The organism is Gracilimonas sp., from assembly GCF_014762685.1.
GTDB lineage: Bacteria > Bacteroidota > Rhodothermia > Balneolales > Balneolaceae > Gracilimonas.
In genome coordinates this window covers 1,734,046-1,749,591 of sequence record NZ_JABURM010000005.1, presented here as the reverse complement: position 1 = coordinate 1,749,591, position 15,546 = coordinate 1,734,046, and the positions used below count along the sequence as shown (strand labels likewise).

Sequence of the window (15,546 nt, the reverse complement as noted above, 5' to 3'; positions counted from 1 at the left end):
TACGGCAGAGATCTGCAAAAGGTTACGTTGAGTCACATAATATGCTTATTATTCGCAAAAATATAATTGATACAAAAGCGCATGCATTCCAAAATTAAAGAATTGGCAAAAAAATATTTTTCGGATACCATTTCAACCCGAAAATACTTGCATCAACATCCAGAGGTGAGTTTTAAGGAATTTGAGACTACTAAGTTCATTAAGAACGAATTGGATAAGCTTAAAATACCCTATGAAAGTCCGCTTGAAACCGGGTGTGTGGGTATTTTGGAGGGCGGTAAAAAATCTGATCGGGTTATTGCATTGCGTGCAGATATAGATGCATTGCCAATTTTGGAACAAGGAGAAACCAAGAGTTCATTTATTTCAAAGAATGAAGGGGTGGCTCATTGTTGTGGTCATGATGCACATACTTCAAATCTTTTGACCTCTGCCAGGATTTTAAAGGAACTACAAAGTGAAATTGAAGGAAAAATATTACTCGTTTTCCAACCCGGGGAAGAGAAACTGCCCGGTGGCGGGAAGCTGCTGAGCGAGACCGGATTTCTGCAAAAACATAAGGTACAGGCTATTTATGGCTTACATACCTCACCTATGCACAAGCCCGGAACCATCGCTACAAAACCGGGCCCGTTGATGGCTTCTACTTCAGAATTTGAAGTAGAGATCATTGGTAAAGGTGGCCATGCAGCGAGGGCCCATGAGGCCATTGACCCTGTTGTGCTTTCTGCGCAGTATGTAAATGCTATTCAAACCATAGCCAGCCGAAATGTAGATCCAGCCGAACCGGTGGTAGTGACAATTGGTAAAATTGAAGGAGGAACTGCACATAACATCATTCCTGAAAAAGTTAAGCTCTGGGGAACGGCAAGAACATTATTGCCGGAAACGGAAGATTTGGTGATTGAAAGACTCGAAGCTTTGGCGAAAGGAATTACCGAATCAGCAGGCGGCGGATATACATTCAGTTTCAATAAAGGATACCCGTCAATTATCAATACCGAAAAAGAAGCTGAAACGGTACTCAGTACTATGAAAAAATTATTTGGGGAAGAATCAGCTTTAGAGATGCGACGCCCTGTGATGGCGGGAGAAGATTTCGCGTTTTATTTACAGCATTTTCCCGGCGCATTCTTTTTTGTGGGAAGTGGAAGTGAGGAATCAGACTCTTTGTATCCATGGCATCATCCCAAGTATAATGTGGATGATCGATTTTTTGAAGTAGCTATACCTTTGATGGTTTCATTAGCCTTTGATCACCAATGAAAAACGCAGAACGCTCTTTTTGGGAATCGGAACTGTATAACCGGGAACATGACCTGATTATAGTGGGTGCGGGGCTTACAGGGCAATCGATAGCATATTTCTATAAGCAAAATCATCCGGATGAAAAAGTGTTGGTGATAGATCGTGGCTTTTATCCGATTGGTGCCAGCACCAGGAATGCAGGTTTTGCTTGTTTTGGTTCAGTTACAGAACACATGGCTGATATGGAAATCGAGGAAGAGGCCAAAATTATTGACCGAATCCGGCGAAGGTTTAACGGGTTGCAACTGCTTCGCCAGACCCTAGGAGATGAAAATATTGATTATCGTGAACCCGGTGCCTTTGAAATTTTTACTGATGATGAAGTATTTCAGAAAGCAGTTGCCCAACTGGATATTGTAAACAGATGGCTTGTTGAAGCGGCCGGGAAAGAGGATGTCTATGAGATTACAGAGATTAACGGATTTCCTGCCATAAGCATCAGGCACGAAGGGTGCCTTCATCCCGGAAAAATGATGCGTACTTTATATGAGAAAAACTTAGAACAAGGCGTGGAATTTCGGTGGCAATCTCAGGTGCAAAATATTGATGAAGCGAGTGGGGTTGTTAATCTTGGAAATGACGTTCAGTTAAAAGCCTCTCAATTAGCTATTGCGACTAACTCCTTTACCTCTTCACTCTTAAAAGAAGTGGATATAAAACCGGGAAGAGGGTTTGTATTTGTGACTAAACCCATCCCTGACTTTAAATGGAAAGGCACCTTTCATTATGATGGCGGATACTATTATTTCAGGGAAGTAGGTGAGAATCAATTACTGCTTGGCGGTGCTCGAAGTTTAGACATTGATGTTGAAACAACAATAGAATTTGGAACGAATGAAAAAATTAAAAACCACCTCATATCCTTTGCAAACAATGTTTTGAAGTTGCCGGAAGGGTGGGGAGTTGAAAAAGAATGGTCGGGAATAATGGGATTCACAAGTACCAAAAGCCCTATTCTCAAGCGCATTTCAGAAAAAGCCATTGTGGTTGCGGGTTTAAGCGGAATGGGAGTGGCCCTGGGTATGCAACTCGGAAAAGAAGCTTCGGAGTTAGTGAGAAAGTGAGGAGTGATAAAGTAGGTCTTAAAGGTAACAAGCCTTATTTTACATATCTCTTTTTTGGTTTAGAAAAACAAATCATGGGAAACAGTTATATAAACTTACTTTATCACTCCTCACTTTATTATTTTGCTTTAGCGATCATTATGTCTTCCCATTCTGTGGTATATCTTTTGCTCAAAAAGTTCTGATTCATTTTCCAAGAAGCTTCCTCCTCATTCTTCCGATGCAAGCCGGTGGCTGCAAAAGCAGCGGTGTTTCTCCCATGTCGGGTATTTATTTGGTCTATACATTCCATCAGCGTGTATTGTTGCCGGGTATAAAGTTCAGGATCAAATAAGTCCATTTGTACCTCACTGTTGGGCACCAATCCGGTTAGCATGATGGCCGCTTTCTTGTATTTGGTTTCGGGGAGGTGAACGGATCTGGTGATCTGTTTGCCTGCATTAATAAGTGTGGGAGTATGCGCTGTTGGTACCTTGAAAGAGGTATAAGCCCCGTACTTATACTTCGATTTTGGGTTCTTGAATTTATCCCCGATCAGCATAACCTGTATATTGGAAGCGAGTGAATGCTGAGCTCGTAATTTTTCCGCTGCGCGAGAAACATAGGTAGAAACAGCTTCTTCAATTTCGGTAAGATCAAAGAGAGGTTTACCGAACATGCGGGAGGTGAGAATGCCTTTTCGGGAATCCAGGGCTTCACTGAGTTTGATGCATGGAAAGCCGTTTAATTCGAGCACGGTTCTCAATCCGGTTACATTAAGGTGCTTTCTTACCCAGCGTTTATGATTAATTTTTTGTTTTAAGTCATGGGCGGTTTTAATATCAAAGCGGTTCAGACGGATGGTTAGGTTATGCCCGATTCCCCATATTTTCTGCAGAGGCATCTTTTTTAATATGTGATCGGTTCCCGGATTCTCACATAAATTTAAAACACCTTTGTAAGCAGGATTTCTTTTCGCTGTTTCATTGGCAATCTTGGCAAGGGTTTTACTGGGTGCAATTCCAACCGATACAGGAAGGCCGGTCCATTTAAAAACGGTTTCTTTGATAATGCGACCATATTCTTCCAGGTCGGGATGCGTGTTGGTGGAAACTTCAGCAAAAGCCTCATCAATACTGTAAACTTCAATATCGTGCGTGAGGTCTCGAAGGGCTTCCATTACCCGCCGCGACATATCTCCATATAATGGATAGTTAGAGGAGCGAACAATTACTCCGGTTTTCTTAAAAAAATTTCGATATTTGAACTCCGGTGCGCCCATGGGGATACCAAGTTGCTTGGCTTCCTCCGAACGGGCAATAACACAGCCATCATTGTTGGACAGAATAACAATTGGTTTGTTTTCCAGCGAAGGATTAAAAACCCGCTCACAGGAAGCATAAAAATTGTTGCAATCGATCATTGCATAGGCAATGCTGCTTCTGTTATTGAAAGAGTCCAGCTTTAAAATCATAGCTTATATTTATGTATGACATAAGTCACCACACCCCAAATCATCCAGTTGGTATCGGGATGAATGATGATAGGCTCAAATTTTGGATTGTCGGAAATTAAAAACAGCCGTGAGCCTCTCTTGACCAGCCTTCGAATTACCGGTTCTTCATCAATTGCAGCAATCACTATGTTTCCATCAGCAGCCTGAACAGACCGGTCTACTACCAAAATATCGCCGTCATGGATTCCGGATTCTTTCATGGCATTTCCCTCAGCCCGGACATAAAATGTAGCTGCGGGCCGGTGTACAATCAGTTCCTCTAAATCCAATGGTTTCTGGAGATGATCGGCGGCGGGAGAAACAAAACCGGTTTCAGCTTTATATGAAAGCTTGAGCTCATTTCGCTGTTTTTTTACCGACCCGCCTTGATAAATGTTGAGTCCTTCCATAATAACCTCAATACTGATGCCACTGTAAATTATATGTATAAAATATGTGTATTTATACAGAGAGTAAACAATAATCTCAAAAATTAAGAGAGGATTTTGCAGGAGTAGGATATATGTTACTTAGAAAACCTTTTTTTCAAGTCTCTCATCTGCTCAAAATGCCGACGTTGATGCGCCTCGGTAATTCCAAAACAGGCGATTAGTGACATAGGTACAAATTTTATGACAGGATTTCGGGTTTTGATGCGTCCCAAATCAAGTCCTTCCAGTTTAGACTTTTTTAGTATAATGATGAATTCATTCTGAAGTTGAAGAAAATCCTGGAGCACTTTGTGCCGGTCAATACTAGTAGTTTGCTCGGGTTGAAATGATTTCACTGTAGGGAGCTTTTTTTTATTCTCGGGGCTTACCTGATGAATGAACCATCGAAATAAAAAACCGGGAATGAAAGGATCGGCGCCTTTTTTTAACTCAAAGTCCGGTTTATTCAGGCCTTTTTTAATTTGCGGCAAATACTCACGCCCTGTCTGCACTAAATGGCTCAATATTTCTCCAATACACCATTTATCTTTCGCCGGTCGGCGCAGAAACACTTCCTCATCTAAGTCTGAAGTCAGATTTTCAGCAGTGGCTTTGGCTTGCTGAAATGCTTGAATCAAGTAGTCATAGGTATATTCTGTGTGTGCCATAACGATGCTTTACTCTGAAAGTAAAATATTTCTAAAGAAAGTGATCAAAAATTTGATGTAACGCCTGAATACGTTTTATTTGGGTTACCACATTAAAATAAATTTTAGATTCATGCATTCATTAAAAAATCGGTTTTTTCTTTTGATCATCGGGCTGTTTATATGTCCGGTATTAACTACGGGGCAGGGTGTTTTGAGTTTCGAGGACGTGATGAAATTTGAGGACATCGGTTCCATCGAACTTTCTGACAACGGGAATTGGGCCGCTTATGAAATTTGGCCTGACCGCGGTGACGGTAAAGTGGAAGTAAAAAGTACCAACGGTCGACAGACTTTTTCCATGAAACTGGGGGCCAGTCCAAAGATCACCTCGAATGGAGCATGGGTAGCGGCTTTTCGAAAAGTAAAATTAGCTGAAGAGCTGAAAGCTGAAAAAGATAAGCCTAAACAGGGCTTGTTGCTTTTATCTACCAATGATGGGGAAGTGACAGAATTTGACAGCGTGCAATCATTTTCTTTTTCGGAGAATGGAAAATGGCTGGCAGTACATCATATGCAAAGCAAGGGAGTTGAAGATCTGAAATCGAAAAACGATAAACTCGGTAGAGAGTTAGTGCTTCAGAATCTGGATTCGGGAGATCAGTTTCAGTTGCCTTTTGTACGGGAAATGGCTTTTGACAGTCTCTCTCAATACCTGGCATATTCTGTTGTAGATACTTCAGGAGCTGAAAACGGAGCATATATTTTTGATTTAGGTGCCTGGGAATCAAAAGAAATCAATACGGCGGAAAACGGGTTTTATGCAAATCTGACTTGGGACCATGAGCCTCAAAATCTGGCCTTTACCAAAGCCACACTCGATACTTCATATGTGGAAAGTGATGCCTCCCTGCATTTATGGTCAGCCTCTGATTCGAATTTGCAAACGCTGATTGAACAAGGAGAAAGCAATGACGGTTTTGTGCTTCGGTCTAATAATCGCCTTACGTTCACAAATGATGGCAACCGTCTATTCTTTGGCTTTATGGATGCTGAAATGGCAGCTTTAGATAGTAAAAAAGAGGAGGATGAGGAAGATTCTGAAGAAGAAATTGATATTTATGATGTGGAAGAAATTACGGATGACCGCGGACTCGATATTTGGCATGGAGATGATCCCCTCATTAAAACACATGAAAAGAATACATGGAATTCCCGGAAAAACCATCTTTATACCGCTGTGTATCATCTCGATAGAAACGAGTGGGTACAGCTGGCTGATCATAACATACCGGATGTAAGTATCGCACACAATCCTGATTTGGTTTTGGGAAGCGATGATACTCCATACATGAAAGAACGTACTTGGGACGGCACCTATCGTGATTATTATACGGTAGATCTGAATACCGGGGAGCGAGAACAATTTTTGGAGCACTTTGGCGGATGGGTGAATCTGTCGCCGGAAGGAAAATTCGCGGCTTATTATCAGGATAAACAGTGGTATCTGATGGATACGCAATCTTTAGAATCTAAAAATCTTACCGCAGAAATAGATGTGCCATTCTATGACGAAGATCATGACTACCCATCGGATGTGCCGGGATATGGTGTAGCCGGATGGATTGAAAAAGATGCCGCTGTGATGATCTATGATAAATACGACATCTGGCGATTCGATACTTCTAACGGAAATTCCAGAAATATAACCGAGGGTAAAGGACGGGAGGAAAACCGAATTTTCAGAATCGAAAGGATGAATAAAGACCGGGATGAAGCATTTGAAAATAATGAAGATTTGCTCTTGACTTCCTATCACGATCTCAATAAAAATTTTGGGTTCTACGCAGCCAAGACAAATCGATCTGGTATCAATCGTCTGCTTGAAGAAGACAAGAAATTCACTTTCGTGGAAAAAGCGGAGGATGCAAATACCATTCTGTATAAAAGAGAAGCTTACGACGAATTCCCAAATATTTGGGTAGCTAATAATTGGAAATTTAACCGCACAAACAAGCTAACCAATCTACATGATGATCTTCATGAAAAATGGAATTGGGGAAAAGCAGAACTCGTTGACTGGCTGAGTTTGGATGGCAAGTTTATTCAGGGTGTGGTCATTAAACCGGATAATTACGACCCGAATAAAAGATATCCGATCATGACTTATTACTATCGGTTTTTTACTGATCGGTTGCATGATTTCAATGAGCCGAAGACCAATCACCGCCCGGTGTTTGCCCAATATGTAAGTGATGAATATGTGGTATTCCTTCCGGATATTCGCTTTGAAGTTGGTCGGCCAGGGTTTGCAGCTACTAAGAGTTTGGTTCCCGGAATTCAGAAGCTGGTTGAAATGGGGATAGCGGATGAGGATAAACTTGGTTTGCACGGGCATTCATGGAGTGGCTACCAAACCGCATTTATGGTTACCCAAACCGATATTTTTGATGCGGCGGTTTCTGGTGCCCCCGTCAGTAATATGACGAGTGCGTACAGTGGAATTCGCTGGGGATCCGGGATGGCCCGTCAATTTCAGTATGAAAAAACGCAAAGTCGAATCGGTAAAACACTGATTGAGGCCCCGCTTGCCTACATCGAAAATTCACCGGTCTTCTATGCGGACAAGATTACCACACCGATGCTGATCATGCACGGTGATGACGACGGTGCGGTGCCCTGGGAGCAAAGTATTGAGATGTACCTGGCCATGCGTCGCTACAACAAAGATGTGATCTTCCTGCAGTATCATAATGAGCCGCATCATCCTCAAAAAATAGAAAACCGCCTCGATTATGCCATTCGCATGAAAGAGTATTTTGATTACTACCTGAAGGGCGAAGGTGAACCAAAATGGATCATTAAGGGAGAAGAATATCGGGGAAATTAGAAATGTTGAATGCTAAATGTTGAATTCTAAATAGATCTAATTCAACATTTAGCATTCATAATTCAACACTTCCATCCCATTCATCTAAAAAGCGAGCTACAAATTCTTGCATAAATTGGTGGCGTTCCTGAGCCAGTTTGCGTCCGGATTTAGTATTCATACGATCTTTAAGCAAAAACAGTTTTTCGTAGAAATGGTTGATGGTTGGTCCGCTATTTTTCTTGTAAGACTCAAATGAGGCGTGACTTTCCGGTTTGATATCTGGGTTATGGAGTTCGCGTCCTTTGTGCCCGCCGTACGCAAAAGCCCTGGCGATGCCAATAGCGCCTATGGCATCCAGCCGGTCGGCATCTTGCACAACTTTTCCCTCAATAGATTTCATGGGAGTTTCAACTTTCGCTCCTTTAAAAGACACATCACGTATAATGTCACATACATGATCAATAATGTGTTTTTCTGCATTTAGTCCTTGGAGCCATTTTCGAGCGGTTGCAGATCCGATTTCTTCATCTCCATCATGAAATTTATGATCGGCAATATCGTGGAGGAGAGCCGCTAGTTCTACAACAAAAAGGTTGGCGTTTTCTTCATTACCAAGTTTCAGTGCTGTATTTCGGACACGGTGAATATGCCACCAATCATGTCCGCTGCCTTCTCCTTCCAATGTTTCACGAACATATTCTTCAGTTTTTGAAAGAATATCTGTTTGATTCATCTGCCTAAAAATCCATGCAGGTACAAAGGGGAGCGATCACCTCTTCTTTCAGCTTATCAATTCGGGCGAGTGATGCTTCTACGGTTTCTTTTTCGATCCTTCCTTCTTCCAGTAACTTTTGAATAATGTTGATGGCTCGTTCTGCGATATCCTCTTCATACACCAGGTTATTTCCAAAAATCAGAATATCGACACCGGCATTAATGGCTTTTTCGATGGCTGTTTCTAATCCGTATTCAGCCCGAATGGCAGCCATTTGCATATCATCGGAAAACACAACGCCTTCAAACCCCAGTGAGTCTCTGAGTAAACCATTTATCGTTTTATCGGATAAGGTAGCCGGCCACAGGGAATCGATGTTAGCGTTGAAGATGTGAGCGGTCATCACCGCATGAATCTCTTTTTCGGAAAAAAGCTTTTTATAAGGAATGAGTTCAGATTCATTCCAGGTATCAGTTACATCAGTAAAGCCAAGGTGGCTGTCGGAAGTAGAGCTTCCATGTCCCGGAAAGTGTTTTAGTACCGTTAGAATCCCCTCATTGCTGTATTCATCAATAACATATCCGGCATGTTCAGCTACTTTTTCAGGATCGGATGAAAAGCTGCGTTCCAGTTTTCCGATTACGGGATTTTCGGGATTAGTGTTGACATCTACAACGGGGGCGAAGTTGGTATTGGTACTCACCACCATAAATTCCTGAGCCATCTGCCGGGAGTAATGCCGGGTTGAATCTTCGTTATCCAGCTCTCCTAAATACTCAGCTGAGACAGACTTTGGGAATCCTTTGCTTTGTTTCAGTCGGCTTACCAATCCGCCTTCCTGGTCTACGGCTATGATGGGAGAAGTGGGAGCGGATGCAATAATACTGTTGGTAAGCTGCATGAGCTGAGACGGGCTTTCAATGTTGCGACTTCGGTTCCCGGTAATAACATCCCGGTCAAATAAAACCACACCGGAAATATTTCGCTCAGAAAGGTCTTTGTAGATCGTGCTTTCTTCTGAAAGCTCGGTGCCTCGGAATCCAATTACGATCATTTGCCCAAGGCGTTGGGAATCTATGATCTCTTGAGGTTCAGGCTTTGAATCCTGGCAGCTAACTATACCGGGTATTAATAGTAAAGCAAGTAAAAATCGAAGCATTATTCTTGTGAATTTTTGTATTCAGTTAAGAGGGAGTCAAATACGGTAGTAAAATTAAAAGAGGCTCGAATATCATTATAACGGGCGATCTTTCCATCCGGATCAACTAAAATATAGAATGGAATTCCACCACCCTTATAAGCAGTGAAGGTCTTTTCCTGAAAACCATCACCGCTGTAAAGCTGCACCCAGGGATTATCAAACCGCTTAATGTCTTGTACCCAAACCAGGCTGTCCACTTCGTTTGAAATAGCTACGATCTCAAGTTCATCCCGTGAGTAACGTTCATAAATATCGCGCATGTGCGGAAACTCCTCCAGGCACGGCTGGCACCATCCGGCCCAAAAATCTAGCAATACAAATTTGCCTCTATAATCTTCCATGGTATGGATATCTCCATTAATATCGGGAATTGCAAAAGGAACGGCCGGCTGGCCTGGGGAGACAGATTTAATTTCATTATAGAAATAAGTTAAAAAATCAGTGTATTTGGGATAATCTGAAAATTCTTCAAGATAGTCCTCATAACTTGGTGTGGCTATTTCCAAAGACTGTTCTCCAATTCGTTCAGCCACTAAATACATCCGTACGTGAGCCAATGCGTCCCTTTCTTCTATATGTTCCAAAACCTCCAGACGCTTCTCATTTAAAGACTTGTATGCTATTCGTTTGATGTCATGTTCGGATAAATCCATCTCATAGTCGGCCTTTACGCTATCGTAAATCCCAAATGTACGGGCGTAATAATGAGTGAAATCCCTGATGCCGGCACGCTGTGCTTTAAGAGATTCAAAGGTGAAAAAACCAAGTTCTTTGGCTTCATTGAAAACGCTGGCCCGGGCAGAATCTGTATCAAAATGGTCGAAATTGCGCCCATTATATTCTATTGACCGAACTTTAAAAACCAAATGTTCTCCAATTGCTTGCAAGTAATAGTCTCTGAAAGGAGTTTCTTTAAGATGCTTTTCAGCAATTTTATATTTTTGTTTACTTAGGTTTGTAAGTTGGTTTTCTTCTCCAACCTTAATTTTCTCCACTTCCTGAAGGATTTGGGAGTCGAGCCCTTCAATTTCACGCAAATAGGCGTCATATCGTTCATCCCAATCTTGTGAATATCCTTCCACCCGAACGTTTTTGGGAAAATCAGAACGGGTGATGGTAATTGAAAGATTATTTCCGGGAGTTAGGTAAACAGGATAGGAGGCATCATTAATATAAAGAGTTCTAAGTTCTGGTTGTTCTACAGAGAGGGACAAATCAAAGGTGCCCTCATCTGTTACCGGTATGGTATCATTTGAAACAGGGGCATATTTGTAATGGACGGGTTTTTCCTGAAGAATAAGAACTGCATCCCCAAGATAATCTATACTACCACTAAGAGTGCTTTCTTGAGTACATGAAACGAAAAATGTAGAAACAACAATCAATATGATTAATCGATAGTTAAAGGCCATTTAGTTAAGTTGGTTAGAATCGTTTAATTTTACTCTCCATAAAAGAAAAACCTGTAACATTACAGTGTTTAGAATCCTCTTTATAATAAGAAATCAACCCGCTAAAAATAATTTTGAAAAAAAATTCAAATAAAATGTAACAAATACAGTGGTGTTTACTCTTATTTAATAGATATAGTATAGTATTATATATTTAGTATCTAAAGAAATGGGTGAAAACCTGCGGGTTTAAACAATGACGGTAAAAATCAGTTAGTAATATTTAATCATAAATACAGAAATGATAGAAAGTAAAGTAAATAAAGAGCTGGAGAGGAAAATTGATCTGTATGTAAATGGGAAGTTAAATGCAGAGCAAGCAGATGAGTTATGGGCTGAATTAATTCAGGATGACTATTACTTGGATTACATGAAAAGTGTAGCCAATGTGAAGGCAATTCTTGATCATAAGAAAGCAGCACAACCTTCTGCTAAAATTTATTCCTTCCAAAAAGTTGTTCGGTATGCCGCAGCGGCAGCAGTTATCTTGATTGCCGGCGTAATTGGCGTAATGAACATAAGTACTTCAGGCGACCTTTCCGTAAGTCCGGTTGATCAAATTGGACTTGAAATCATGAGGGATGCAAGGGGTGTTTCAGAAACAGTAACAAGTGATGTGATTCGGCAAGCTATTAGATTGGCAACCGACGGTGAAGTTGAAGAAGCAATTTCACTTTTAGAGACAGAACTTGAAAATACTGATGATCCACAACTAACAGCAGAAATTGCATTAAGCCTGGGTTCAATTCAATATAATAATGGAAATTATTCTTCTTCCATTGAGAGCTTCGAAATGGTAATTGCTCAAAATGATATTGAGATTCTTACTCTTGAGAAGGGCTATTGGTTCTTAGGTAATACCTATTTCCAATTAGACCGTCTTGATGAAGCAGAGGAAGCTTTCCAAAAAGCTTATGAGTTGAACGGTGCTTACAGTCGGGTAGCTAAGACCTATGTTGATGCACTTGCCAGTGTGGTTAGCCGGTAATATTTAGCTCCCTGCGGCCTATGCAGCAGCTTTTTGATAGGTGGTATATCCGCTAAATAATATTGATGCGGCCAATAAAGAAAATAGCAGAAACGCATTTTCAGATGACCGTGTGATAGGAGAAGGATTGCCAATCATCATATAAGCTCCCCAAAAATGAGGGTTGGCATTAGACCTTTTAAGTTGATTTAGCTTCGCTTTTCTGATGGCTTCACTCTTAGTGACCCCCTCATTTAAATAACCGTAAAAATCTGTAGCAAATTCAGAAGCTACTTTATCATTGACGGACCATAAATTCAGTGCAAGGCTTTTGGCTCCTGCATATCTTAAAGCACGACTGATACCCATTACGCCACTGCCCTGAATATAATTTCCGGATCCTGAACTGCATGAATTCAGCATAATGAACTCACTGTTGAGTGGCGTATCAAACAATTCATATGCATAAAGTGCTTGTTCAGACTCAAGGGTATCGCCCGGGTTGGAGTTTTTCAGATAAATTGTAGAAAAGAGTGGATTTTGCTCTGAAACCTCGCTGTGCGTAGCTACATGCACTAGCCGTGAAGAACCAACTTGTCGCTTAAAAGCATCTTTAGTTGCATTACCTTCATTATAAATTTCTTTTTGTTGAAATGAAGTAAGCACTGAGTTGATATTCCTGGTTTCAACAGTAGCATAGGGAAGCGACGGGAGATTTGTGTTTTTAAAGTTTTTGAAGTCAGAAATTCCAAAACCACTGAAATCGTTTTCAGTTGAAGCATTAAAAGTACGTTGATTACCGTCAAATTCTTTTAGTGATGTGAAATACCGAAAAGAATAATCCTCAATTAAATAATGTGTGCTGCCAAAACTGATAGGAGAATCCGGAGATTCGGTAGGTAATATTTCTAAAGGAATTCGGTACAAATAATTGTCCGGTATAACCGAAATCATGTTTATGTCATCCGGAATTTGACTTAAATCAAGGAACCGATATAGTTCATGCAAATGATTCAAATTTGTATTTCCTGAGGCTAGATCATCTGCAATACTGCTAAATTTTTCTTGTGTTTCCTGTGGGAAATCATAGACATTAATTTTAGTGTCATCCCTGGTTAAGTGTGTGACATATAAGTGAGTCCCAACTTCCGTAAAATGTAAGACCAATTCATTTGACTGTATGGATCTTTGGACGGCCCAAACCGAAGGCAGATCCCTTTCTTTATTAAGATTTACTTCGGCCAAAATTTGTTCCCGCATAGCGGAAGTACGATCGATTTCTATTTTTATTGCAAAACGCTCTTCCTGAGTGGCATTCAGATATTTTTTCCGAAGTGACTGCAACCTTCTATTTAGGCGCTTTTCTTCGACTAAGTCTTCTTCTGATAACTTGGCGGCCTTGATCAACGGACTGTTATATAAAGAAGCGTCATTAATGGTTTTTAGCTGATCCAGGAGCAAAAGAGCTTCCTCAGGGGCCTCAGTTTCTATAAATAACTCCACCATTAATGCAAAAGCCTCCAGGTACTCATCCTCTACCGACCAATACCCTTCTTGAGAGTCGGTATTATTTTTAGCTCGATCTATGACTTGATCCACAACCGGTTTTAATTCAGCTATGGCAGCTCTTCTATTGCCTGTTTTATAATTGTATTCAGCTTTAACAGTATAGTATTTAGTGAGCAATGGGAAATCGATGTTGTCTAGGGAGTAGAGTTTTATTTCTTCCAAATTCGAAAAGGTATTTTTCAAATCACCTTTTTTTAGATAAATGGATGAAAGATTTACCAATGCGTCAATATATTTTGGTGTATCTGATTTGGAGAGGGTTAATTTTTTAATTGTATTGAATATATTTTGAGCTGCATCAAGAGAATCAATTTCAATTAAAATGGTACCTCTTTCAATTAATAGATTTGCATACCTGGCATAGTCCCTTTCAGGAGAAAGTATTCCTTCGGCGGAATTTAAAAAATCAAGGGCTTTTTCATGATCTTTATAGGTTGACCAGTAGAAAGAACCTAAATAAGAATCAATTAGTGCTAATTCCGTCGTATCAGAATTATTTTGAGCCACCTCTTTTGCTTTGTCTATATAACTTAATGCAACATTAACATCTTTAATAGAAACATAATAAACAAACAGGTTTCTATAAATTTGAAGTAAGCTTCTGTAGTTTTTTGTTTCCTGATTTAAGGCCCGAAGCTGAAAGGAAATGTATTTATTCGCTTGGCCAAGTTTTAAGTAATTTACTCCAAGATTTGTGAAAAGTGAGTACTGATTTTCGAAGCTTAATGAATCATTATATAACTCTTCATAAACAATCTTTGACTCCTCATATTTACCAAGGGAGAAAAGATATGCTCCTTGCCGGTTTTTAATGGCTTGAACATCACTTTTCTTTCCTATAAACTGGGCTAAAGGCAAAGATTCTTCCCTTTGGAGTTTCAAAGACCTGTCGTAATTACCTAAGACGTAAAAGGTGTAATCAAAGGCTCCTAATAGCCTTAGTTTATGGCTTGAATTAGGGAGTATGTTTTGATTAACAAATATTTCATAATGTTTTTCAATGATCTCATACTTATCGAGTATATAGGCAGCTCGTATGATGTTGGAGATAAATAGAACATACTCCAAGTTATTTTTATCAGTCAAACTTTGGCTGTAATCAAGCCAATTTTCCAAAGCCTGCTTCAAATATTCCAAAGAATAATAATCACTGGCGTTACTACGCATTAACAAGGTGAAATGTAATAGAGGGTAGTCGTTAAAACCCAATATCTCTTCAGTTATTTTACTTTCACTTTCAATGATTCTTTTATATCGATCTAGAATATCCCCTTCCCAAAATTGGATACTTTCATCACCCGCTTTTTTATTTAGAATATCATTGCAATCAAGGTATTCATAGTAAGAAGCATGATCCGGCAAATTTTGAAGATGTTTTTTTGCAATATCTAATGTCGTACAGTTTAGAGTTGCAACTTCATGAAAAGCCCATGAATTCAAACTTAGATTTTTATCAGATTTTATATTGTTAACATAGTGTTCTATTTGGTTTTCGGTTTGAATACGAACATCGGTGGTATCCGAAAACGTAAATGCTATTATTAATAGATAAAGTAAATTCAAAGCTAATCATCTTATTAATTGAACCTTAATTTAATGAAGATAATTGGATTTTTACCAAGGTTTTTCCACAATAGGCTCTACATCGTTTCCGCCGGAGAATACACCGTCATCGCTGGAGGTGATTTGAGTATCCGGGGTTTTGTTGAGTTCTTCGGTCAGGGAGGCATCGGTGACCGAGGCGCATCCGAACGAAAGAGTTACAATGGCAGCGAGGGCGAAGAGAGATTTTAGTGATTTCATGGTGTTATATAATTTAAGTGTGTTATTGAGTTGTGAATTAAAGA

The 15,546-nt window shown here is 40.1% G+C and carries 12 protein-coding genes; 4 read left to right on the top strand and 8 right to left on the bottom strand.

Annotated elements, in window-relative coordinates; all coding sequences use genetic code 11:
* Window positions 1-81 precede the first annotated feature (81 nt).
* Window positions 82-1,266, top strand: a complete 1,185-nt coding sequence (locus tag HUJ22_RS07945) for a M20 family metallopeptidase (RefSeq protein ID WP_290875974.1) — start codon at window positions 82-84, stop codon at window positions 1,264-1,266.
* Complete coding sequence (locus HUJ22_RS07940; RefSeq protein ID WP_290875972.1) at window positions 1,263-2,372, top strand: FAD-dependent oxidoreductase; 1,110 nt, start codon at window positions 1,263-1,265, stop codon at window positions 2,370-2,372. The genes HUJ22_RS07945 and HUJ22_RS07940 overlap by 4 nt, the downstream gene beginning before the upstream one ends.
* 118 nt (window positions 2,373-2,490) lie before the next feature.
* On the opposite strand, the gene HUJ22_RS07935 is transcribed toward HUJ22_RS07940, so the two are convergent.
* From HUJ22_RS07935 to HUJ22_RS07925, 3 genes are all read right to left on the bottom strand, one after another.
* A complete protein-coding gene (locus HUJ22_RS07935) occupies window positions 2,491-3,825 on the bottom strand; it encodes a Y-family DNA polymerase (RefSeq protein ID WP_290875970.1) in 1,335 nt (444 codons plus the stop codon).
* Window positions 3,822-4,256 (bottom strand): translesion error-prone DNA polymerase V autoproteolytic subunit, encoded by a 435-nt coding sequence (gene umuD / locus HUJ22_RS07930; protein ID WP_290875968.1) that lies wholly within the window; start codon window positions 4,254-4,256, stop codon window positions 3,822-3,824. The genes HUJ22_RS07935 and umuD overlap by 4 nt, the downstream gene beginning before the upstream one ends.
* A 116-nt stretch (window positions 4,257-4,372) precedes the next feature.
* Complete coding sequence (locus HUJ22_RS07925; protein WP_290875966.1) at window positions 4,373-4,945, bottom strand: DinB family protein; 573 nt, start codon at window positions 4,943-4,945, stop codon at window positions 4,373-4,375.
* Window positions 4,946-5,057: 112 nt separating this feature from the next.
* Between HUJ22_RS07925 and HUJ22_RS07920 the strand changes: the two genes are divergently transcribed.
* Window positions 5,058-7,814 carry a prolyl oligopeptidase family serine peptidase gene (locus HUJ22_RS07920; protein WP_290875964.1) on the top strand — a complete coding sequence of 919 codons (2,757 nt, stop codon included), beginning with the start codon at window positions 5,058-5,060 and terminating at the stop codon, window positions 7,812-7,814.
* Between the two features lie 55 nt (window positions 7,815-7,869).
* On the opposite strand, the gene HUJ22_RS07915 is transcribed toward HUJ22_RS07920, so the two are convergent.
* Genes HUJ22_RS07915 through HUJ22_RS07905 form a run of 3 tightly spaced genes read right to left on the bottom strand, consistent with a single transcriptional unit; the run spans window position 7,870 to window position 11,124 of the window.
* Window positions 7,870-8,529 (bottom strand): HD domain-containing protein, encoded by a 660-nt coding sequence (locus HUJ22_RS07915; protein ID WP_290875963.1) that lies wholly within the window; start codon window positions 8,527-8,529, stop codon window positions 7,870-7,872.
* Window positions 8,530-8,533: 4 nt separating this feature from the next.
* Window positions 8,534-9,670 carry a glycoside hydrolase family 3 N-terminal domain-containing protein gene (locus HUJ22_RS07910; protein WP_290875961.1) on the bottom strand — a complete coding sequence of 379 codons (1,137 nt, stop codon included), beginning with the start codon at window positions 9,668-9,670 and terminating at the stop codon, window positions 8,534-8,536.
* On the bottom strand, window positions 9,670-11,124 hold the full coding sequence (locus HUJ22_RS07905; protein ID WP_290875959.1) for a TlpA disulfide reductase family protein: 1,455 nt from the start codon (window positions 11,122-11,124) through the stop codon (window positions 9,670-9,672). Before HUJ22_RS07905 ends, HUJ22_RS07910 begins: the two co-directional genes overlap by 1 nt.
* A 280-nt stretch (window positions 11,125-11,404) precedes the next feature.
* On the opposite strand from HUJ22_RS07905, the gene HUJ22_RS07900 reads away from it, so the two are divergent.
* Window positions 11,405-12,151 carry a tetratricopeptide repeat protein gene (locus HUJ22_RS07900; protein WP_290875957.1) on the top strand — a complete coding sequence of 249 codons (747 nt, stop codon included), beginning with the start codon at window positions 11,405-11,407 and terminating at the stop codon, window positions 12,149-12,151.
* An 18-nt stretch (window positions 12,152-12,169) separates the two neighbouring features.
* On the opposite strand, the gene HUJ22_RS07895 is transcribed toward HUJ22_RS07900, so the two are convergent.
* Entirely contained in the window at window positions 12,170-15,262 is a 3,093-nt protein-coding gene (locus HUJ22_RS07895; protein WP_290875955.1) for a CHAT domain-containing protein, read from the bottom strand.
* A 51-nt stretch (window positions 15,263-15,313) separates the two neighbouring features.
* A complete protein-coding gene (locus tag HUJ22_RS07890) occupies window positions 15,314-15,502 on the bottom strand; it encodes a hypothetical protein (protein WP_290875953.1) in 189 nt (62 codons plus the stop codon).
* Window positions 15,503-15,546: the final 44 nt, after the last annotated feature.